The sequence below is a fragment of the Nonomuraea sp. NPDC049758 genome (assembly GCF_040674635.1).
Taxonomy (GTDB): Bacteria; Actinomycetota; Actinomycetes; order Streptosporangiales; family Streptosporangiaceae; genus Nonomuraea.
Genome location: NZ_JBFAMZ010000007.1, coordinates 20,839 through 41,231 on the forward strand (window position 1 = coordinate 20,839; position 20,393 = coordinate 41,231).

A 20,393-nucleotide genomic window follows, 5' to 3' on the forward strand; every position below is an offset into this window, starting at 1 on the left:
GAGTAATGCACGTCCTGGAAATTTTGACGCTTCTTCTCAGCATTGGAGCCTATTGACCCGCGGCCTCCGGGCAGATCATCGACGTGAGCCCCAGGGGACGACAAAGGAGCGAACGATGAACGATCGCCTCAAGGGAGCTGCGGAGCAGCTGCAGGACAAGTGGGAGAACGACCCTCGCTGGGCGGGCGTCGAGCGCACGTACAGCGCGCAGGACGTGATCCGGTTGCGGGGAAGCGTCCAGGAGGAGCACACGCTGGCCCGGCTCGGCGCCGAGCGCCTGTGGGACCTGCTGCACACCGAGGACTACGTCAACGCCCTCGGCGCGCTGACCGGCAACCAGGCCGTCCAGCAGGTGAAGGCCGGACTGAAGGCGATCTACCTGTCCGGCTGGCAGGTGGCCGCGGACGCCAACCTCGGCGGCCACACCTACCCGGACCAGAGCCTCTACCCGGCCAACTCCGTGCCCGCCGTCGTGCGCCGCATCAACAACGCGCTGCTGCGCGCCGACCAGATCACCTGGTCGGAGGGCGTGCCGGACGCGCCGCACTGGCTGGCGCCGATCGTGGCCGACGCCGAGGCCGGGTTCGGCGGCGTGCTGAACGCGTTCGAGCTGATGAAGGGCATGATCGCGGCCGGCGCCGCGGGCGTGCACTGGGAGGACCAGCTCGCCTCCGAGAAGAAGTGCGGCCACCTGGGCGGCAAGGTGCTGATCCCGACCGGCCAGCACATCAAGACGCTCAACGCCGCGCGGCTGGCCGCCGACGTGTGCGGCGTCCCCTCACTGATCGTCGCGCGGACCGACGCACAGGCCGCGACGCTCCTGACCAGTGACGTGGACCCGCGCGACCAGGCCTTCACCACCGGCGAGCGCACCGCCGAGGGCTTCTACCGGGTGCGCAACGGCGTGGACTCCTGCATCGCCCGCGGCCTGGCCTACGCCCCCTACTCCGACCTGCTGTGGATGGAGACCGGCACGCCGGACCTGGACGTGGCCCGCGAGTTCGCCGAGGCGATCAAGGCCCGCTACCCGGACCAGATGCTCGCCTACAACTGCTCGCCGTCGTTCAACTGGAAGGCGCACCTGGACGACTCCACGATCGCCAAGTTCCAGCGGGAGCTGGGGCACATGGGGTACAAGTTCCAGTTCATCACGCTGGCCGGGTTCCACTCGCTGAACTACTCGATGTTCGACCTCGCCCAGGGCTACGCCACCGACGGCATGACGGCGTACGTCGAGCTCCAGGAGGCCGAGTTCGCCGCCGAGTCGCGCGGATACACCGCGACCAGGCACCAGCGCGAGGTCGGCACCGGCTACTTCGACCTGGTCAGCACGGCCGTCGCGCCCGACTCCTCGACGACCGCGCTCAAGGGCTCCACCGAGGAGGAGCAGTTCCACCACTGATCCGCTGAGCTCGCCGGCCACCTCCAGGGCATGGGACGGTTCCCCCGGCGAAGGGCCGCGCCGGCTCCCCCAGCCCGGCGCGGCCCACTTTTTCCTGTCCTTTCGATGCCCATCATGTGATCAGCCGCCCTCCCTGGCCCACGACGGCAGGTCCTGCCGCTCGGTGATGTCGCGGACGAGCTGGGCGTGCGCGTCCTCGGCCTGCTGCCTGGTGGACCAGTGCAGGCTGAGCACCTCCTCGCCGCCCGTCCCCGGGTCGGCGCCGGGCGGCGACAGGCGCACGGTCGACTCGAACAGCAGCGGCACCGTCCCGCCGTCGGCCTGGTCGAGCACCAGGTGCAGGGTGCGGATGCGGAACGTTCCCGCGGCGGTGCCGACGCGGTCGTCGCCGATCGTGCGCCGGGCGCGGTCGGCCAGCAGCTCCTGCGCCCGCGCCGGGCTGATGGGGTTGCCCTCAATGTCGTAGTAGCTCATGTACGGCCTCGCTCTCGGCTGCGGGAGGGGGACCACGCTTCCCCCGCTCACCTCGATCATGAGGCATGCGCGGTCAGGACGCTCCGGTGGCCGTCGGGGTGGCCGGGCCCGAGACGGTGGGGCCGGGCGACTCGCCGGGGCCGTCCTGGGGGATCGTGCTGATCGAGCCCGACGGCCGCGGGCAGTCACGGCGGCCCCCGCCCCCGTCCCCGCGGCGGCGACCTGCCGGACCGGCGCACGGACCGGGCTCCTCCCCGCCCGGATCACCCAGATCGCCCGGCCCGGACGTGCCGGACGCGCGGGCGGGACGGGACGGGCGGGACCGGCGGAAGTCGTCGGACCACCGGTCGGGTTCGGCGGTGAGGCTCGCGACGTGCCCGCCCGGCGTGCGGAAACGCGTGCCGGACACCGCCGGCGTGGCCGCGCTCGCCGCGCTCGCGGTGGGCGCAGCGCTCGCCGGGGGTGCCGCGTGGACGGACGGCCGGACGCCGCCGGGGGTCGCCGCAGGCCGCTCGGTCGTGCGGGCGCTGTCCTGCGGCTGCACGACCGCGGGCTCGGGCAGCAGCGAGCCGCCGAGGCTCAGGGCGTCCCCGCCGGAGGCCGCGATCACGGTGATCGCCGCGATCGAGACCGTGGCCAGCGCGGCGAAGCTGGCGTGTGACAGGTGCGCCCCGGCCTTCGCCCTGCTCCTGCGCCTGCTCCTGCGCTCGGACCCGCTCGCTTCCGCCGCCGGTGTGACCGGGTGGTCCGCCCCGCCGCCCGCCGGGTACGGCACCTCGGCCCAGCTCCCGTCCAGCACGTCGGAGACCGCGCGGCGCAGGTCCCACGGATCGCCCACGCCCCCGGACGCCAGCAGCGCCCGCAGCAGGCCGGCCGATCCAGGACGGGAGCCCGGGTCCTTGGCCAGCGCCGCCTCCACTGCCGGGCGCAGCAGGACGGGCACGCCGTCCAGACGCGGCGGGTCGAACAGGATGCGCCGGGTCAGCACGTCCGCCTCGCCGCCGCCGAACGGATGGTGCCCGCTCGCGGCGTAGGCCACCAGGCAGCCCCACGCGAACACGTCCGAGGCGGGCAGGGCGGGGCCGCCGGTCAGCCGCTCGGGCGCCACCCAGCCGGGACTGCCCATGACCTGGCCGGCCTGGGTGTGGGCGGCGAGGGTGTCCACGTCGCAGGCGATGCCGAAGTCGATGACCCGCGGCCCTCCTGGCGACAGCAGCACGTTGCCGGGCTTGAGGTCGCGGTGCACCAGACCGGCCTCGTGCACGGCGACGAGCGCGGCGGCCACGCCGAGTGCCACGCCGTAGGCGAGGTCGGGCGTGAGCGCTCCCCCTGCCTTGACCACCTGGGACAGCGCGGGCCCCGGAATGTACTCGGTGACCAGGTACGGACGGCCGTCCTCGGCGCCGTCCTCGATGACGGCGGCGGTGCAGAAGGGCACCAATCTGCGCGAGAAAGCCACTTCCTCGGCGAAACGCGCCCGCAACGTGGCATCGTGGAGATGTACCGCGTGCGGCGTCTTGAGCGCGACCAGGCCGCCTTGCGGGTGTTCGGCCAGGTACACCACTCCCATCCCGCCCGTCCCCAGGCGGCCGAGGAGAAGGTACCGGCCGATGACGACCGGGTCGCCCACCGTAAGCGGTCGCACGCCAGGAGGCATGTCGCTCGCACCACGCGCCATCCGGGTCTCGCCTCTCCTGTGGGGGACACGGCAAGGCACACTGTGGCGGCATCCGGGGGCCCTTTCCGCATGTCTTGCGCAAGGGGTATCGAAGGTAAGGCGTTCGTGCCCGGAGGGTTAGTAAGTGCTGGGATGGAACGTTCTGAAGTGGCTTTCTGTGGTTGACGGGCTTTCGTCCGGAAAAGGGGTCAGGAGGCCAGGGCGCGGGCCTCGTCGGCCTCGACCTCGCGGTTCCAGTCGTTCTTGACCGCCCGCCAGCCCTCGTCGTCGACGCCGATGCGCCAGTAGCCGGAGATGGACAGCCGCTCCATCGGCACGCCCCGCTCCAGCCGCAGGTGGCGGCGGAGCTCCTTGACGAAACCGGCCTCGCCGTGGACGAACGCGTGCACGTCCCCCTCGGGGAACTCCAGCGCGCGCACCGCCTCCACCAGCGCCTGGCCGACGGGCCGCGCGCCCCGGTACAGCCAGGTGATCCGCGCGTCGGCGGCCGTGCCGAGCTTCAGCTCGTCCTCGGGGCCGTCCACCTCCAGCAGGACGTGGGCCAGGGCGCCGTCGGGCAGCGCCTCCAGGGAGGCGGCGATGGCCGGCAGCGCGCTCTCGTCGCCCACCAGCAGGTGCCAGGCAGCCTCGGGGTCGGGCGCGTAGCCGCCGCCGGGGCCGAGCATCAGCACGACGTCGCCGGGCTCGGCCGCGGCGGCCCACGGCCCGGCCAGGCCCTTGTCGCCGTGGTGGACGAAGTCGAGGGTCAGCTCAAGGGCGTCGGGGTCCCAGGCGCGCACGGTGTAGGTGCGCAGACGCGGCCAGAGCTCGCGCGGCATGGTCTCGCGCACGTGCTTGACGCTGAAGGGCTCGGGGTAGTCCACGCCCTCGTGCGGGAAGACGAGTTTCACGTAATGGTCGGTGAGGCCGCGGCAGGCGAAGTCACGCAGGCCGTCGCCGCCGACCACGATGCGGATCATGTGCGGGGAGAGCCGCTCGGTCCGCAGGACGACGCCCCGATGGTGGTCCGTGGGCTTGTCAGCCATCACTTCAGCCCCCATGTGTTAGTTAGGTATACCTAACCTTACAGCGGGATTGACGGGCATGGCCACCGTAATGCTTCGCCGCCTTCCTCCGCACGCAACCCCAAACTGTGAAATATCAGCTCAAGCTACCCCGACACAGCAGACCCAGTCAGGCCGCCGTCGAATGCCCCCGCCGCGCCGCACGGGCCGCGACCGCCTCCAGGAACGCCGACATGTGCCGGAAGGCCAGCCGCGCCTCCGGCAGCACGTCGGCCAGTATCGGGAACGCGTGCGGCATGCGCCGCCACTCCTCGTACCGCACCGGCACCCCCGCCTCCCGGGCCCGCTCGGCCACCCGGCGGGCCTCGTCCCGCAGCACCTCCGTGGAACCGGTGACGATCATCAGCGGCGGCAGGCCGGTGAAGTCGCCGTGCACCGGCGAGACGAGCGGGTCCCACGGATCGAGCCCGCAGGTCCAGTGGCGGGCCAGCCAGCGCACCCGGCCCGCCGGCAACATGGGGTCGTGCCAGCGGTTGGCGCGGCGCGGAATGTCGGTCAGGTCCGCCCACGGCGACAGGCAGATCGCCGCGGCGGGCGTCGGCAGGCCACGGTCGCGCAGCGCCAGCAGGGTGGCCAGCGTCAGATGCCCGCCCGCCGAGTCCCCGGCGATGACGATGTCCTCGGGGGCGTGCCCGTTGCGCATCAGGCACTCGTAGGCGTCCAGCGCGTCGGCCAGGGAGTCGGCCAGCGGGTGCACCGGCCCCTGCCGGTAGTCCAGCGCGAGGACCGGCCGCCGGGCCACGGCCGACAGCCGCCAGGTGATGGGCCGGTGGGTACGCGGCGAGCACGAGAAGTAGCCGCCGCCGTGGAAGTAGAGCAGCGCCTTGCGCTCGTCGACCCGGCCCGCGCGGACCCATTCGCCGCCGCAGTCCGGCCCCTCGGCGGGCGCGACGACGGCGTGCTCGGGAAGGCGCAGCGGCATCAGCTGCGCCAGCTCGCCCAGGCGGGCCGCGCCGATCAGGGCCAGCGGATGACGCATCAGCACCGAGGAGGCGGGCTTCAGGGTGCCCCACATGACCGAGGTCAGGGCCCTGGCCTGCCAGCTCAAGGGGTAGTCGGGTGCCACGTCCTTGTTGATGCGCATGACGTCCTCCACCCCTTTTCTTCCCGGAACGCCAGAGCTCTACCGGCCAGTAAGGATCTCGTCCCTGACGCGAATATTCCGGCCTTGTGCGACTCTGGGGATATGGCGGGATATTCGGGGACTCCGCTCCCCCGCAAGCTCGGCATCAAGCCGGGACAGCAGGTCCTGGCCCTCGCCGCCCCCGCCGGCCTCGACCTCGGCGAACCCGCCGCCACCGTGCACCGCGAGCAGGGCCCGCCCGCCGACGCACGTTCCGCGTACGACGTCGTCCTGCTCTTCTGCCCCGACGTCGCCGCCCTGCACCGCGCGTTCCCCCCGGCCAAGGCCGCGCTGGCCAGGAACGGCGGCCTGTGGATCTGCCGGATCAAACCCGCTTCCGGCATCCCCACCGACCTGTCGGACCGCCTCGTCCGCGACTTCGGCCTGGCCGCCGGGCTGGTCGACAACAAGGTCGCGGCGATCGACGAGACCTGGTCGGGCCTGCGCTTCGTTTATCGCGTTGCGGACCGCTGACCCACCGGCGGATAATTCCAGGTTTCCGCCAAGGCAGACCCGTGCCCGACCCCCGACACGGCGCGTGACCGTGTCCTCACTCTCGGGAGGTGAGCCACCATTCCCCTCTACGCCCGCCTCGTCCGGTACGGCTTCCGCAAACACGCCGTCTACGTCTGGGCCGCGCTCGCCGGCGCGTTCACCAACAGCGTGTTCGGCATCCTGCGCGCCTACGTCCTCATCGCCCTGTGGCAGGCCCGTCCCGGCCTGGCCGGCTACGACGTCACCGACGCCGTCACCTACTGCTTCGTCACCCAGGCCCTCATCGGCCCGATGATGCTGTTCGGCGGCGGCCTGGCCATCCCCGAGCGCATCCGCAGCGGCGACATCGCGCTCGACCTGGTCCGCCCCGCCTCGCTCCAGCTCTGGTCGCTGGCCGAGGACCTGGGCCGGGCCGCGTACCTGCTGCTGGTGCGCAGCCTCCCGCCGCTGCTGTTCGGCGCGGCCCTGTTCGGCATCACCACCCCCGCCTCCCCGGCCGCGTGGGCGGCCGCCCTGACCGGCTGCCTCGCCGGCGTGCTCATCAGCTTCGGCTGGCGCTACCTCGTCGCGCTGTCGGTCTGCTGGCTCGCCGACGACCGCGGCGTGGCCGTCGTGTCCCTGGTCCTGACGACGTTCTTCAGCGGCATGATGCTCCCCCTCCACCTGTTCCCCGGCCCGCTGGGCGAGGTGGTCAGAGCCCTGCCGTGGGCCTCCATGGTCCAGGCGCCCGCCGACCTCTACCTCGGCAAGGCCCCCGTCGGGCAGACGCTCGCCCTCCAGGCGTTCTGGGCGGCGACGCTGTTCGCCCTCGGCCTGCTGGCCACCCGCGCCGTCCGCCACAAGGTGGTGATCCAGGGTGGTTAGGACGTACTTCCTGCTGGCCTGGACCTGGACCCGCGCCGCGGCCGCCTACCGCCTCTCCTTCGCCCTGATGATCGTGTTCGGCCTGGTCACGGGGGCGATCGACGTCGCGGCCATCCTCGTCGTCTTCGCCAACACCACCACCCTGGCCGGCTTCACCCGCGAGGAGGTGCTGTTCCTGTACGGCGCCTCCGCCGTCTCCTTCACCGTCTGCGACACCTTCGTCGGCAACCTCGACCGCATCAGCCAGCACATCAAGGCCGGCACGCTCGACACGATCCTCATCCGCCCGGCCGCCGCGTGGATCCAGATCGCCGCCGACCGCTTCGCCCCCACCAGGATCGGCCGCGTCGTCCAGGCCGTGGCCGTGCTGGCCTACGCCGTCGCCGCGCTCGGCCTCGACTGGCGGCGGGCCTGGATGATCCCCGTCATGATCGTCACCGGCGTCGTCATCTTCACCGCGCTCTGGACGCTCGCCGGCGCGCTGCAGTTCGCGCTGACCGACGCCCCGGAGGTGGTCAACACCTTCACCTACGGCACCCACCAGCTCAGCCAGTACCCCCTCACCATCTACGCCCGCGACCTGGTCCGCGGCGTCACGTACGCGCTGCCCCTGGCCTTCGTCAACTGGCAGCCCGGCCTCTACGTCCTGGGCCGGGACGACCCGTTCGGCACGCCCGGGTTCATGCGCTTCCTCGGACCGGCCGCCGCGCTGGTCCTCGCCCTGGCCGCCGCGGCGGCCTGGCGGCAGGGCATCAGGCACTACCGATCGACGGGGAGTTGACGATGATCGAGCTGCGCGAGGCGGGACGCTCGTTCAAGGTCAGACGCGCTGTCGTGCACGCCGTACGCGATCTGTCGTTCAGCGTGCCGGCCGGCGAGTTCGTCGGCTACCTCGGGCCCAACGGCGCGGGCAAGTCCACCACGATCAAGATGTTGTGCGGCATCCTCACCCCCACCACCGGCTCGGTGCGGGTGGCCGGGCTCGACCCCTCGCGCCGGCGCACCACGCTCGCCCGGCGCATCGGCGTGGTGTTCGGCCAGCGGACGACCCTGTGGTGGGACCTGCCGCTCAAGGACAGCTTCGAACTGGTCCGGCACCTTTACAAAGTAGATCGCGGAACCTTCCGGGTCCGGCTGGCCGAGCTGACGGAGACCCTCGACCTCGGCTCCTTCCTGCGCACCCCGGTGCGGCAGCTCAGCCTGGGGCAGCGCATGCGCGGCGACCTGGCCGCGGCGCTGCTGCACGCCCCCGACGTGCTGGTGCTGGACGAGCCGACCATCGGCCTCGACGTGGTCAGCAAGGCGAGCATCCGCGGCTTCCTGCAGCGGCAGAACGCCGAACGCGGCACGACCGTGCTGCTGACCACGCACGACCTCGGCGACATCGAGCGCCTGTGCCGCCGGATCATGCTGATCGACCACGGCCGGCTGGCCTTCGACGGGACGCTCGCCGAGCTCATGGCCACGGCGCCGGAGCAGGCCACCATCGAGGACGTGGTGACCAGGCTCTACACCGGCACTCAGTAGTAGCCGCCCTCCTGCGTGGTCTCGTAGTCGTCGTCGTCGAGGTCGTCGTGCGGGCGCGACCAGCGGGAGGGCATCAGCACGGGGATGAACAGCACCACGCCGAGCAGGGCCAGCACGCCCGTGGTGAGCAGGGTCCGGTCGCCGGCGCCGGCGTCCAGGACGATCTGGTGGACCGACGCCTGGTCGGGGATGAGGGACAGCGCCCTGCCGGTGTCGAGGGCGTAGACGACGGTCCAGGCCAGCAGCACCATCGAGGGCACGAACGTGGCCAGCGGCGAGATCCGGCCGGCCACGACGAGGCCGACGACGAGCCCGACCGCGGCCATGGCGCCGAGGGCGATCCACATCTTCTGGTTGTCGGGCGGCGGCGGGGTGATCGCCGCACTGGCGAGGGCCTGCTGCACGGCCCATCCGCCACCCCCGAGGACGGCCGCCGTGACCACGACGCCGATGAGCAAACCTGCTAAGTGCCGCAACGTTCTCACCTCAAATGTCAACGCGAATGTCAACGCGCTCGGCACGACCCTAGCGACAAATGCCATTTCCGGACCAGGCATCAGCCCGCTCGGAAGTTAGGGGTCTCATGCGAGGGAGCCTCGTGAGACCATGTGGCACACATGCGTGCGCGACTTCCCCTCCGGCTCGCGCGGACGGCCGCCTTCGCCGCCGTCTGCGTGACCCTCGCTGCCCTCGCCCACGTGGCGGGCGGCGGCGGGCGTCCGGGGCCGTGGGCGGCGGCGCTGGGCCTGGTGGCGGTGTCCGGCCTGGGGCTGGCGCTGTCCGGCAGGGAACGCTCGGCGCCGCTGATCAACGTCGTGCTGGGTGTGGCGCAGTTCGGCCTGCACGAGCTGTTCGCGGCCGGCAGCCCCTCCTCCTACGTCTTCGAGCACGGCCACGGCCAGGGCCTGGCCGTCAACGCGGGCATGCTGCTCGCGCACCTCACGGCGACCCTGATGACCGGCTGGTGGCTGTCGCGCGGCGAGATCGTGCTGTGGTCGCTGCTGCGCCGGCTGGGGTTGCGGCTCGTGCCGCCGCTGCTCGCGGTCGTGCCCGCGGTGCGGCCGGGCGTTCCGGTCGTGCACACCAGGGTGGTCCCCCCGCAGCCGGGGTTCCGGCACCGGGTGGCCAGGCGTGGTCCTCCACTTCCCGCCTGACCTGCTGACACCCGTAGACCCCTGTCATTTCCCGAAGTGGAGTTCCGCCATGTCCTTCGTCCGTCGCGCGGCGACCGTGCTCGCCGCCGCCACCGCCCTCACCGCCGGCCTGGCGCTGCCCGCGCTGGCCCACGTCTCCATCAACCCGGGCACCGCCGAGCAGGGCGGGTTCACCAAGGTCGCCTTCCGGGTGCCCAACGAGCGCGACAACGCCGCCACGACTAAGGTCCAGGTCAGCTTCCCCACCGACCATCCGCTGGCGTTCGTGTCGGTCAAGCCCGTGCCGGGCTGGGACGTCAAGGTCACCGAGGGCAAGCTGCCCAAGCCGGTCAAGACGGAGTACGGCGACCTGGAGGAGGCCGTCACCACGGTCGTGTGGTCCGGCGGCAAGATCAACCCGGGTGAGTTCCAGGAGTTCGAGGTGTCCATGGGCCAGCTGCCCAAGGACGTCGACTCGCTGACGTTCCCGACGAAGCAGACGTACTCCGGCGGCGAGGTGGTCGACTGGGCCGACGCGCCCAAGGCCGACGGCACCGAGGCCGAGCACCCCGCGCCCACGCTGAAGCTCGTCCCGGCCTCCGGCGACGACGACCACCACTCCGCCGCGAGCGCGTCGGCCTCGGCCGCGCCGGCCGCCGCCACGGGCCCGTCGGTGGCGCCGGTGGCGGCCTCCGCGGCCTCCTCCTCCGACGGCACGGCCCGCCTGCTGGGCGGCGCCGGGCTGGTCGTCGGCGTCATCGGCGTCGTCGTCGGCGCCCTGGGCCTGCGCCGCCGGTCGGCCTGACCCGCGCGACCCTGACCCTGGCGACGCGGCGTCCCCGGCCGGGCACCTCGCCCGGCCGGGGACGCGCCGCCCGGTCAGGACGTGATGTCCTTGCCGGAGAAGCGCGCCCACGCGATCGAGCAGAACAGCACGATGTAGGCGCCGAAGGCCAGCAGCCCGTCCCGCAGCGCCGACAGGTCCATCGGGCTGCGCAGCACCGCGTCGAAGCTGGTGAACCGGGTCGGCAGCAGGTACGGCGTCACCGCGCTCAGCTCGGGGAAGGCCCGCAGCACCTGGCAGACGACCACCAGCACGAGCGTGGCGGCCACCGCCCCGATGGACACCTCGGTGAACGTCGACAGCGCCAGCGCGACGGCCGCCAGCGCCGCCATGCCGGCCCCGACGTAGCCGACGGCGATGAGGATGCGCAGCAGCCCCTCGCCCATGGAGATCGTCGTGCCCGACAGCAGCGTCACCGGCCCGGCCGGGAACAGGATCAGCCCGGTGACCAGCGCCGACAGCGCCACCACCGCCGTGACGGCGTAGGCGAAGACGACCGCGTTGAGGTATTTGACGGCCAGCAGGCGGGTGCGTCCCGCGGGCGCGGCCAGCAGGTAGCGCAGGGTGCCGCCGCCCGCCTCCCCGGCCACCGAGTCGCCGGCGACCACGCTGACGGCGACCGGCATCAGCAGCAGCACGAGGAACGAGAACGCGACGAACGTGAGCATGAGGCTGTTGCCCGCCACGCTCTGGATGAACCCGCCCATCCCGTCGCGGTCGTCGCCGCCGAACGCGCGCAGGGCGAGGCCGAGGACGGCCGGCACGGAGGCGAGCACGGCCAGCATCACCAGGTTGCGCGGCCGGCGGAAGGTCAGGCCCAGCTCCGAGCCGAGCAGCCGCCAGAACGCCCACCTCGCCCGCCGCGGGCCGTCGGCGACGTCCGTCCCGGCGTCCTGCGCGGGGACGGCCGCGGCCTCTCGGGCCGGGTCCGGTGTGCGCCGCTCCACGGTGCGCAGCGTCTCGGTCACGGGCACCAGGCCGGGCATGCGCCCGTCGGACCGGCCGCCCCGCGCCTGCGGCGCCTCAGTGTCCCGCGTCTGCGTCGCGTGTGTCTCAGCGTCCGGCGCCGAGGTGTCAGCCGTCGACATCGAAGCCCTCCCCCGTCAGTCCGACGAACACGTCCTCCAGGCTCGGCCGCAGCACGGCCAGCCCCCGTACGGCGACCCCCTCGCCGACCAGCGCGGCGTTGATCCGCTCCGGCGCGTGGCCGCCCAGCTCGGCCGTCACGTCGGCGTCGCCGCGCCGCACGTCGGCCAGCCCCAGCCCGCCGAGCACCCGCGCGGCGTCGGGCATGTCGGGCGTCTCGACCCGGACGCGCGTGGCCAGGCCGCCGTTCAGCGAGGCGATCGTGCCCTGGGCGGCCAGCTTGCCGGTCCGCATGATGGCGGCGTGCGTGCACATCTGCTCGACCTCGGCCAGCAGGTGCGAGGAGACGAAGACGGTGGTGCCGCCGGCGGCGATGTCCTTGACCAGCGCGCGCACCTCGCGGGTGCCCTGCGGGTCGAGGCCGTTGGTCGGCTCGTCCAGGACGAGCAGCTCGCGCGGGCCGAGCAGCGCGGCCGCGATGGCCAGCCGCTGGCGCATGCCGAGCGAATAGTTGCGGTAACGCTTGCCGGCCGCGGCCGACAGGCCCACCCGGTCGAGCGCGGCGGCGACGCGCGCCCGCGCGGTGCGGCGCACGGCGGTGGGGTCGGCGGCGTCGAAGCGCATCAGGTTGGCCTCGCCCGACAGGTACGGGTAGAACGCCGGCCCCTCCACCACCGCCCCCACCCGGGGCAGCGCCCGCGGCAGCGGCAGCCCGAGCAGGGAGTGCTCCCCCTCGGTGGGCGCGATGAGGCCCAGCAGCATGCGGATGGTCGTGGTCTTGCCCGAGCCGTTGGGCCCGAGGAAGCCGAAGACCGAGCCGCGCGGCACCGTCAGGTCGAGCGCGTCCACGGCCACCTGGCCGCCGCGGAAGCGCTTGGTCAGGCCGCGCGTGACGATGGCGTGCTCCCCGGAGGGCGGGGCCGCCCCGAAGGGCGCCCCCGCTTCCTGCGTGACGGCGGTGGTCACCTGACGCCCGCCGCCTGGGTGATCTCCTCCGGGGTGACCGCGCCGACCAGCAGGCGGCCGTCGTCGGTCAGCAGGACGGTGACGAGCTTCGTCCTGATCAGCCGGCCCGAGCCCCACGTGCCGCTCACCGGCGTGGCGGACTTCAGGACGGTGTCGGCCAGCGCCCCCACGTCGGCCTTCGAGCCGTCGCCGGGCGTCGAGCCGTCGCCTGCCGCCGGACGGCCGGCCGCCGTGAGGTCCTCCGGCTTGAACGGCAGGACGGCCACGGTCGTCCACCCGTCGCCGACGACCTTGAGCTCGCCGGCGACCTTCTCGGCCTGCTCGGCGTGCTGCTCGGCGCGCTTGGCGTCGCCCAGCTCGCTGAGGTCCTTCTCCTCCACCTTGGCGCCCGCGGGCGGGGTGAAGGCGAAGTTCTCCGCGGCCGGGGGCGTGAACGTCACCTGGGTGAAGCCGACCTGGAAGGCCGGTTCGGCCGAGCCCTTGGCGTAGACCTGGACCTGGAGCGGGACGTAGGTCTCGCCGTCGAGCGCGAGCCGCACCTCCTGCACCAGCGAGCCCTCGTCCTTGGGGGCGAGGACGAGCTGGTAGACCGGACGGCCCGCCACCTCAGCGGTGTTGATCACGCGGACCGCGGTGTGCTCGCCGGCCTTGGCCAGCAGTTGCTCGGCCACCTGCGGCGGCGTCAGCTGGGTCGGCGGCGTGCTGGGCAGCTTGTGCTCCTGGCCCGTGCCGGGCTTGATGGTCAACCTGGTCGCGGTGTTGGTGGCGCTCTCCCAGTACCAGCCCTGTTCGCCGTTGACGATCAGGTTGGTCTCGTTCAGCTGGGTCGGCATGGCCACCCGGAACCGGTCGGCGCCGCCGTACCAGACCTTGATCTCGTGCGAGCCGGACAGCAGGCTCAGCGGCGACTCACCGCCGGTCTGGGGCAGCGACGGCAGGCCGAGCGAGGCCGTCTGCTGCACCGTGCCGGACATGGGCGGCAGGCCGCCTCCCTTGCTCGTCGCCGCCACGGCGTCGGCCAGCAGCTGCTGGGCCGAACGCTCGGGCAGGACGGGCTCGCCGCTCACCGCCGCGATGACCGGGCCGGCTCCGATCGCGCCACCGATCAGCGCCGCCGCGGCGATCGGGACTCCCCACCTCACGAACGTGCCTCTGCGCATCTCACTCCTTAACGGTATGTCGATGACCAGAGCCTGCGGCATGCATCCTGTGGCCGGCCTGAGACTGTCTGAGACGCCTCTCAGCCTTCTCAGCGGCGTCTCAGCTCAGGGACGGGAGAATCAGCACATGAGAGTACTGGTCGTCGAGGACGAGCGGCGGATGGCCGCGGCCCTCCAGCGCGGGCTGCAGGCCGAGGGGTTCGCCGTGGACCTCGCCCACGACGGCGAGGAGGGCCTGCACGCGGCCCGGCAGGGCGACTACGACGTCGTGGTGCTGGACATCATGCTGCCGAGGCTGTCGGGCTACAACGTGTGCAAGCAGTTGCGCGCGGAGGAGAACTGGGTGCCGATCCTCATGCTGTCGGCCAAGGACGGCGAGTACGACATGGCCGACGGCCTCGACCTCGGCGCCGACGACTACCTGACCAAGCCCTTCTCGTACGTGGTGCTGGTGGCCAGGCTCCGGGCCCTGCTGCGGCGCGACTCGGGGCGGCGGCCGTCGGTGCTGGCGGCCGGCGACCTGACCCTCGACCCGGCCCGCCGGAAGGTGCAGCGGGGCGAGACGCCGGTGGAGCTGACGCCGAGGGAGTTCGCGCTGCTGGAGTTCCTGATGCGCCGCCGTGACGAGGTGGTGTCGAAGTCGGAGATCCTGGAACACGTGTGGGACACCTTCGACACCGACCCCAACGTGGTCGAGGTCTACGTCGGCTACCTGCGGCGCAAGGTCGACGCCCCCTTCGGCAGGAACGCGCTGCAGACCGTGCGCGGCGCGGGCTACCGGCTGGCGGGCGACGGTGGCTGACACCCCGATGGCCTGGTGGCGGCGTCAGGGGCTGCGGTTCAGGCTGACGGTCGCTGCGGCCGCCGTGCTGGGGCTGGCGCTGGCTCTGTCGGCCTCGGTGCTGCTGTCGGTGCTCGACCGGGCGCTGATCGACACGGTCGACACCTCGACCAGGCAGCAGGCCCAGACCGTGCGCGTGGCGGCCGACGCCGGGACGCTGACCAGCCCGATCACCACGCATGACGGCACGATCGTCCAGGTGCTCGACCGGAGCGGGCGGATCACGCACGTCACGTACGGCACCGACCGGCTGGTGCCGCTGCTGGACGCGGCGGCCAGGGCCAGGGTGCTGCGCGAGGGGCGGGCGACGTTCCTGGACGGGCGGCCGTACGCGATCCCGGGGCCGCTGCGGGTGGTGGTGCTCAGCGCCGACCACGGGCAGACGGTGCTGGCCGCCAGGCCGATCGGCGAGATCCAGACGAGCCTGGGCGTGGCCGGGCGCGTCCTGCTGGTCGGCACGCCCGCGCTGGTCGTGCTGCTGGCGGTGGCGAGCTGGCTGATGATCGGCAGGACGTTGCGCCCGATCTCGTCGCTGCGCCGGGTCGCCGCCGAGATCACGCACACGGCCCGGTCCCGGCGGCTGCCTGTGCCGCAGTCGCGCGACGAGGTGTACGCCCTGGCCACCACGCTCAACGGCATGCTGGCCCGGCTGGAGGAGGCCGAGCAGCGCCAGCGCGCGCTGGTCTCCGACGCCGCCCACGAGCTGCGCAGCCCGCTGGCCAGCATCCGGCTCCAGCTGGAGGTGGCGCTCGGCCATCCGGAGGGCCAGGAGTGGCGGGAGACCGCCGAGGGCGTGCTGGAGGACGCCCTGCGGCTGTCCCGGCTGGCCGAGGACCTGCTCGCGCTGGCCCGCCTGGACGAGCGCGGCGGCGTGCCGGCCCGCGACGAGCCGGTCAACCTCGACGAGGTGGTGCGCCAGGTCGCCGAGCGGTACGGCGAGGCCCGGCTGACCGCGTGCGACCCCGTGGTGGTGCGCGGGGACGCCCTCGACCTGAGCCGGGTGCTGACGAACCTGATGGACAACGCCGTCCGGCACACCTCCTCGAAGGTCGAGGTGGCGCTGACCGCCGACGGCGTGCTGACGGTGACCGACGACGGGCCCGGCATCCCCGAGCAGGACCGGGAGCGGGTGTTCAACCGGTTCACCCGGCTGGACTCCGGGCGCAGCAGGGACGAGGGCGGGGCCGGCCTGGGGCTGGCGATCGTCCGGGAGACCGTGCGCGCCCACGGCGGGACGGTGGTGCTGCAGGACGCGGCGCCGGGCCTGCGTGCCGTGGTCCGCCTTCCGGTGTCCCGCTAGGCGGGCGCCGGGCCGAGCGATCGGCCTGAGCGATCGGCCGGAGCGATCGCCCGCGCGACGCGCTCGGGGCGCCGGCGGGCTGGGGGTCAACGGCGGGGACTGCGGGGGATCATGGAACGTTCCTGGTCAGGCGGCTGTGCCCTTCTCCGCGGTGGACAGGAAGTCCTGGGCGATGAGGGGCAGTCGGCGGCGTGCGTGCACCACGGCGATGACGCGCCGCACGGCCGGTTCGAGTGAGCGCACCACCAGGCCCGCCCTGGCGGCCTGGTCGGCCATGCCGCGGTACCACAGCAGCGAGGCCTGGCCGGCGCGGACCGCGTTCAGCCAGCCGTTGCGCTCGTCGGTCTCCAGGACGACCACGGGGGTGACGGCGTACTTGCCGAACATGGCGTCGAGCTCCCTGCGCCGCGAGCTGCCGCGGGCGGGCAGCGCCAGGCGCATGCCGTGCAGCTTGCCCATGGGGACCGGGTTGGGCAGGTCGAGCCCGGGCGGGGAGATCAGCACGATCTCCTGGCGTTCGAGCGGGTGGGTGATGAGGTCGGTGGGCACGGGCAGATCGGTGAGCCCGAGGTCGGCCCGCTGATCCCGGATGGCGCTGACGACGCCGTCGCGGCCGTCGCAGCGCACGATGTGCACGCGTACCCCTGGGTGCTCGGCCGCGTAGGCAGGGAGCAGCCGCCCCGCGAGTCCGGGTTCGAGACTCGGGGTGGAGGCGATGCGCAGTTCGGCCTCCGTCACGCCGGCGTGGTTGGCCAGGCCCTCGATCTCGTGCACGGCGTCGAGCGCCTCCCTCGCCAGCTTGACCACGCGGCGGCCCTGGGCGGTGACCACCACGCCGCGGCCGGAGCGGGCGAAGAGCGTCATGCCGAGCTCTCGCTCAAGATCGCGGATCGCGCGGGATAGCGCAGGCTGCGCGATGTAGAGCGACCTGGCCGCGTCGGTCATGGTGCGGTGCTCCGCAGTCGCGACCACATAGCGGAGCTGCTGGAGATTCATGCCAACGAAGCTAGGACACCGCCCTGCTCCGGGACCGGTAGATAGCAGAGATCACCTCGATTGATTTCGGAGCGTGACCGAGTACCGCTACATCCGTGACGGGTGATAAATCAGTATGCTTTTGCCCCAAATTTGGCAAAGATCCTTTGGGGTCTGCCCCAAAGCCGTGCATTGCAGACAAGCGGGTTAACGGGGAGACACGGTGACAGCAAACGGGCAATATCCACCTCCGCCACAAGGGCCCGGGCAGCCCCTGCGGCCCCCTTCGCGGCCCTGGCCGCCGCCGGGTTACCGGCAGCCGCAGCCGCAGGGCGGTCAGCCCTACCCGCAGGCGCCGCCGACCCCGCCCCAGGGCCCTCCTCAGGGTCCGCCGCCCGGCCATCATCCCTATCCGCCGCAGCACCCCCAGCCGCAGGGCTATCCGCCGCAGCCGCCGCCCCCGCAGGGCCCCCCGCAGGGCCCGCCGCAGGGGCCGCCGCAGGGGCCGCCGCAGCCTCCGCAGGGTTATCCGCCGCAGGGCCCTGCGCCGCGCGGGCCGCAGTATCCGCCGCCGCAGTACGGGCAGCAGCACCAGCCGCCGCCCCCGCCGCCGCCCATGCCGCCCATGCCCACGAGGCAGTGGCCGCAGCAGCCGAGGAAGAAGTCCGGCATGGGGGTCGCCGGCGTCCTCGGGGCGGTGTTCGGGTCGCTGGCGGCGCTGTTCGTGCTGATCGTCATCGGGGCGGCGATGCTGAAGTCGTCCTCGCACCCGGACACGACCACGCCGGTCGCGCTCCCGTCGTACGAGCCGTCGCACACCGACGAGCCCTCCCCCAGCCACGAGCCGACGCACGACACCTCGTCGCAGGAGCCCACCCAGGAACAGACCGAGGAACCGACCCAGGAGCCGACACAGCAGCCGACCCAGCAGCCGACCCAGGAGACGGTGACGCCGCCCAAGCAGGTCACCCTCAACACCAGCCTGAAGAACAACACCCTCTACCGGGCGGGCAGCCTGCCCCGGGTGAACTGCCGGGCCGGGAACACCAACATCTTCAGCCACAGCCAGCTGAAGGCGCTGATCCTGAAGACCGGCCGGTGCATGGACAAGGCGTGGGGGCCGATCCTGCAGCGGCAGGGCATCGCGTTCAGCCCGCCGAACTACGCCGTCGCGGCCGGACGCGGACGGGGCGCGTGCGGCGACTATCCGTCGGCCGGGAGCATGGTGCCGTACTACTGCCCGCGCAACAACACGATCTACGCCTCCACCTCGGCGATGTCCAGGGGCAACGGCAACGCCCGCGGCTACGGCCAGATCATCTCCTGGCACGGCGGCATCATCAGCATGATGGCCCACGAGTACGGTCACCACGTCCAGAACATCACCGGCGTGATGGACTCCTGGTGGCAGGGCACGACGAACTCCTCCAGCCAGAGCGGCAAGCTGGCGCTGAGCAGGAAACTGGAGCTCCAGGCCACCTGTCTCGGCGGCATGTGGATGCGTTCTGTCGCCTCGTCCTACCCGGTCCCGTCCTCGCTGCGCTCGCGGCTGTTCTGGTTCTACGCGCAGGTGGGCGACTACCCCGGCTATCCGCGCGACCACGGCACGCCCGCCAACAACAACCGCTGGTTCCGGCAGGGGTGGGAGCGGGACAAGACGTACCAGTGCAACACGTGGCTGGCGCCGTCCTCGACGACCTCCTGAGCGACACGTGGCGTTCATCTCATGTTGAAGAGTTGTCTCTGATGTCCAGGTATGGGGGCTAGAATCCTGGCAATCTTGTGCCCGACATGGGGCGAACGTCATTTTTCGCCTGGTAGGCGTGTGAAGGAGCCGGTGTGAGCAAGCGCGATCGGGTGGACGCCGTGCCCGGAGGCGCCAAACGGCGGACTCCACGCCCGCGCAAGGGCTCCTCCCCCGCGCCGCGCTTCGCCAAACCCCTGACGACCGCCTCCGTCATCGGCTGGACGGCTCTGTCCGCCCTCGTGCCCGGCGCCGCGCATCTGCGGGCCGGGCGCCGTCGTACCGGGCTGATCATGATCGGCGCGTACGCGGTGCTGCTGCTCGGGGCCCTGGCCTTCGGCCTGACCCGGGATCTGAGCAACGTGACGGGCCTGGCCGAGGACGGCGCCATGGTCACGGTGATCGTCATCGCGGCCGCGTGCGCGCTGGCCTGGTTCGCCGTGATCGCCGTCTCGTACGTGGCGCTGGGTCCCAACAGGCTGAACCAGCAGGGCCAGGTGGTGACCGGGATCGTCGTGGGCGTGCTGTGCGTGGCCGTCATGTCGCCGTTCGCGCTGACGGCCAACTACGTGCTGGCCGGGCGGAACGCCGTCAACGCGATCTTCCCCTCGCATCCGGACCCGGAGAACCCCGTCCAGATCAAGAACCCCGAGGACCCCTGGGACGGCAAGACCCGGGTGAACTTCCTGCTGGTCGGCGGGGACGCCGCGGGCAACCGCGTGGGCGTGCGCACCGACAGCATGACGGTGGCCAGCGTGGACACCAGGACCGGCAACACCGTGCTGTTCAGCCTGCCGCGCAACCTGCAGCACGTGCGCTTCCCGCCGTCCTCACCGCTGCACAAGCACTTCCCCAACGGCTACATGGCCGAGCTGCCCAACGGCGGCCTGCTCAACGAAGTCTGGCAGTACGCCAACGACAACCCGCAGCTCATGGGCGGCAAGAACCGCGGCCCGCGGGCCCTCATGGACGCCATCGGCTACACCCTGAACCTCCGGATCGACTACTACGCCCTGATCAACATGTACGGCTTCGCCGCCCTGGTGGACGCCATCGGCGGCCTGAAGATCCGGGTCGAGGAGGACGTCAAGTGGGGCGGCCACTTCGGCACCGCGGGCACGATCAAGGCGGGCTACCGCAAGCTGTCGGGCGAGCAGGCCCTGTGGTACGGCCGCTCCCGCGTCAACAGCGACGACTTCTCCCGCATGGGACGCCAGCGCTGCGTGATCGGCGCCTTCGCCCAGCAGGCAACGCCCGGCGTGATCCTGACGAACTTCACCAAGATCGCCGGGGCGGCCAAGCGGCTGGCCCAGACGAACATCCCGCGTCCGCTCGTCGCGCCGCTGGCGGACCTGGCGCTCAAGGTCAAGGACGCCAAGATCACCAGCCTGCAGTTCGTGCCGCCGGACTTCTACTCGGGCAGGCCCGACTGGGTCAAGATCCGCGCGGCCGCGAAGAAGGCGATCGCCGACTCCGACCGCTCCGCCCGCCAGGCCCAGACCGCCAACGTGACCGCGTCCCCCGGCTCCCCCGGCTCCCCGACCGCCACGCCGTCGGGGACCCGTACGCAGGCCCAGGGAGGCACGCCGACCGAGACCCCGACCCGCAACAGCCAGCGGGGCGGCGCGAAGTCCCTGACGGAGCTGTGCGGCCTGTGACGGCCACCCCCGCCGGAGCCCGGCTCCGGCGGAAGCTCTGATCGGCGAAGGCCCGCGAC

General features: G+C 72.4%; 20 protein-coding genes. 11 read left to right on the forward strand and 9 right to left on the reverse strand.

Translation table 11 applies throughout. The features are described from left to right. Nucleotides 1-115: 115 nt before the first annotated feature. Nucleotides 116-1,402 (forward strand): isocitrate lyase, encoded by a 1,287-nt coding sequence (gene aceA, locus AB0J46_RS19630; protein WP_364333529.1) that lies wholly within the window; start codon nt 116-118, stop codon nt 1,400-1,402. A gap of 120 nt (nt 1,403-1,522) precedes the next feature. Here aceA and AB0J46_RS19635 read toward each other — a convergent pair whose 3' ends face one another. From AB0J46_RS19635 to AB0J46_RS19650, 4 genes are all read right to left on the reverse strand, one after another. Then, the gene (locus AB0J46_RS19635; protein ID WP_352351545.1) at nt 1,523-1,876 is read right to left on the reverse strand and encodes a hypothetical protein; all 354 of its coding nucleotides are present in this window, start codon (nt 1,874-1,876) and stop codon (nt 1,523-1,525) included. A 73-nt stretch (nt 1,877-1,949) separates the two neighbouring features. Further along, complete coding sequence (locus AB0J46_RS19640) at nt 1,950-3,521, reverse strand: serine/threonine-protein kinase (RefSeq protein ID WP_364333532.1); 1,572 nt, start codon at nt 3,519-3,521, stop codon at nt 1,950-1,952. A gap of 221 nt (nt 3,522-3,742) precedes the next feature. Then, a complete protein-coding gene (locus AB0J46_RS19645; RefSeq protein ID WP_364333535.1) occupies nt 3,743-4,579 on the reverse strand; it encodes a siderophore-interacting protein in 837 nt (278 codons plus the stop codon). 148 nt (nt 4,580-4,727) lie between these two features. Further along, nucleotides 4,728-5,702 (reverse strand): alpha/beta hydrolase, encoded by a 975-nt coding sequence (locus AB0J46_RS19650; protein ID WP_364333538.1) that lies wholly within the window; start codon nt 5,700-5,702, stop codon nt 4,728-4,730. A gap of 102 nt (nt 5,703-5,804) precedes the next feature. Between AB0J46_RS19650 and AB0J46_RS19655 the strand changes: the two genes are divergently transcribed. From AB0J46_RS19655 to AB0J46_RS19670, 4 genes are all read left to right on the forward strand, one after another. After that, on the forward strand, nt 5,805-6,215 hold the full coding sequence (locus AB0J46_RS19655) for a hypothetical protein (RefSeq protein WP_364333541.1): 411 nt from the start codon (nt 5,805-5,807) through the stop codon (nt 6,213-6,215). Between the two features lie 189 nt (nt 6,216-6,404). Beyond that, on the forward strand, nt 6,405-7,100 hold the full coding sequence (locus AB0J46_RS19660) for an ABC-2 family transporter protein (protein ID WP_364333544.1): 696 nt from the start codon (nt 6,405-6,407) through the stop codon (nt 7,098-7,100). Further along, nucleotides 7,093-7,881 (forward strand): ABC-2 family transporter protein, encoded by a 789-nt coding sequence (locus AB0J46_RS19665; protein WP_364333547.1) that lies wholly within the window; start codon nt 7,093-7,095, stop codon nt 7,879-7,881. The genes AB0J46_RS19660 and AB0J46_RS19665 overlap by 8 nt, the downstream gene beginning before the upstream one ends. A gap of 2 nt (nt 7,882-7,883) precedes the next feature. After that, on the forward strand, nt 7,884-8,627 hold the full coding sequence (locus tag AB0J46_RS19670; RefSeq protein WP_364333550.1) for an ATP-binding cassette domain-containing protein: 744 nt from the start codon (nt 7,884-7,886) through the stop codon (nt 8,625-8,627). On the opposite strand, the gene AB0J46_RS19675 is transcribed toward AB0J46_RS19670, so the two are convergent. Continuing rightward, entirely contained in the window at nt 8,621-9,103 is a 483-nt protein-coding gene (locus tag AB0J46_RS19675; protein WP_358292826.1) for a hypothetical protein, read from the reverse strand. The genes AB0J46_RS19670 and AB0J46_RS19675 overlap by 7 nt on opposite strands. Before the next feature lie 141 nt (nt 9,104-9,244). Here AB0J46_RS19675 and AB0J46_RS19680 point away from each other — a divergent pair, with 141 nt between their 5' ends. Both AB0J46_RS19680 and AB0J46_RS19685 read left to right on the forward strand, forming a co-directional pair. Further along, complete coding sequence (locus AB0J46_RS19680) at nt 9,245-9,781, forward strand: MFS transporter (protein WP_364333553.1); 537 nt, start codon at nt 9,245-9,247, stop codon at nt 9,779-9,781. 49 nt (nt 9,782-9,830) lie between these two features. Beyond that, on the forward strand, nt 9,831-10,565 hold the full coding sequence (locus tag AB0J46_RS19685; RefSeq protein WP_364333556.1) for a YcnI family protein: 735 nt from the start codon (nt 9,831-9,833) through the stop codon (nt 10,563-10,565). 74 nt (nt 10,566-10,639) lie between these two features. On the opposite strand, the gene AB0J46_RS19690 is transcribed toward AB0J46_RS19685, so the two are convergent. The 3 genes from AB0J46_RS19690 to AB0J46_RS19700 are packed head-to-tail and all read right to left on the reverse strand — an operon-like array spanning nt 10,640 to nt 13,816. Beyond that, entirely contained in the window at nt 10,640-11,692 is a 1,053-nt protein-coding gene (locus AB0J46_RS19690) for an ABC transporter permease (protein ID WP_364333559.1), read from the reverse strand. Beyond that, nucleotides 11,679-12,656 (reverse strand): ABC transporter ATP-binding protein, encoded by a 978-nt coding sequence (locus AB0J46_RS19695; protein WP_364333562.1) that lies wholly within the window; start codon nt 12,654-12,656, stop codon nt 11,679-11,681. The genes AB0J46_RS19690 and AB0J46_RS19695 overlap by 14 nt, the downstream gene beginning before the upstream one ends. Continuing rightward, entirely contained in the window at nt 12,653-13,816 is a 1,164-nt protein-coding gene (locus AB0J46_RS19700; protein ID WP_364333565.1) for a DUF2092 domain-containing protein, read from the reverse strand. The genes AB0J46_RS19695 and AB0J46_RS19700 overlap by 4 nt, the downstream gene beginning before the upstream one ends. A 127-nt stretch (nt 13,817-13,943) precedes the next feature. Between AB0J46_RS19700 and AB0J46_RS19705 the strand changes: the two genes are divergently transcribed. Further along, nucleotides 13,944-14,618, forward strand: coding sequence for a response regulator transcription factor (locus tag AB0J46_RS19705; RefSeq protein ID WP_352328085.1), 675 nt, complete (start codon nt 13,944-13,946; stop codon nt 14,616-14,618). After that, a complete protein-coding gene (locus tag AB0J46_RS19710) occupies nt 14,611-15,957 on the forward strand; it encodes an ATP-binding protein (protein WP_352351573.1) in 1,347 nt (448 codons plus the stop codon). The genes AB0J46_RS19705 and AB0J46_RS19710 overlap by 8 nt, the downstream gene beginning before the upstream one ends. Before the next feature lie 126 nt (nt 15,958-16,083). On the opposite strand, the gene AB0J46_RS19715 is transcribed toward AB0J46_RS19710, so the two are convergent. Beyond that, nucleotides 16,084-16,953: a LysR family transcriptional regulator gene (locus AB0J46_RS19715; protein WP_352328087.1), complete on the reverse strand. Its 870-nt coding sequence runs from the start codon at nt 16,951-16,953 to the stop codon at nt 16,084-16,086. 604 nt (nt 16,954-17,557) lie between these two features. On the opposite strand from AB0J46_RS19715, the gene AB0J46_RS19720 reads away from it, so the two are divergent. After that, complete coding sequence (locus tag AB0J46_RS19720) at nt 17,558-18,637, forward strand: neutral zinc metallopeptidase (RefSeq protein ID WP_364333570.1); 1,080 nt, start codon at nt 17,558-17,560, stop codon at nt 18,635-18,637. Nucleotides 18,638-18,771: 134 nt separating this feature from the next. Then, nucleotides 18,772-20,334: an LCP family protein gene (locus tag AB0J46_RS19725; protein ID WP_364333573.1), complete on the forward strand. Its 1,563-nt coding sequence runs from the start codon at nt 18,772-18,774 to the stop codon at nt 20,332-20,334. The last annotated feature ends 59 nt before the right edge of the window (nt 20,335-20,393 follow it).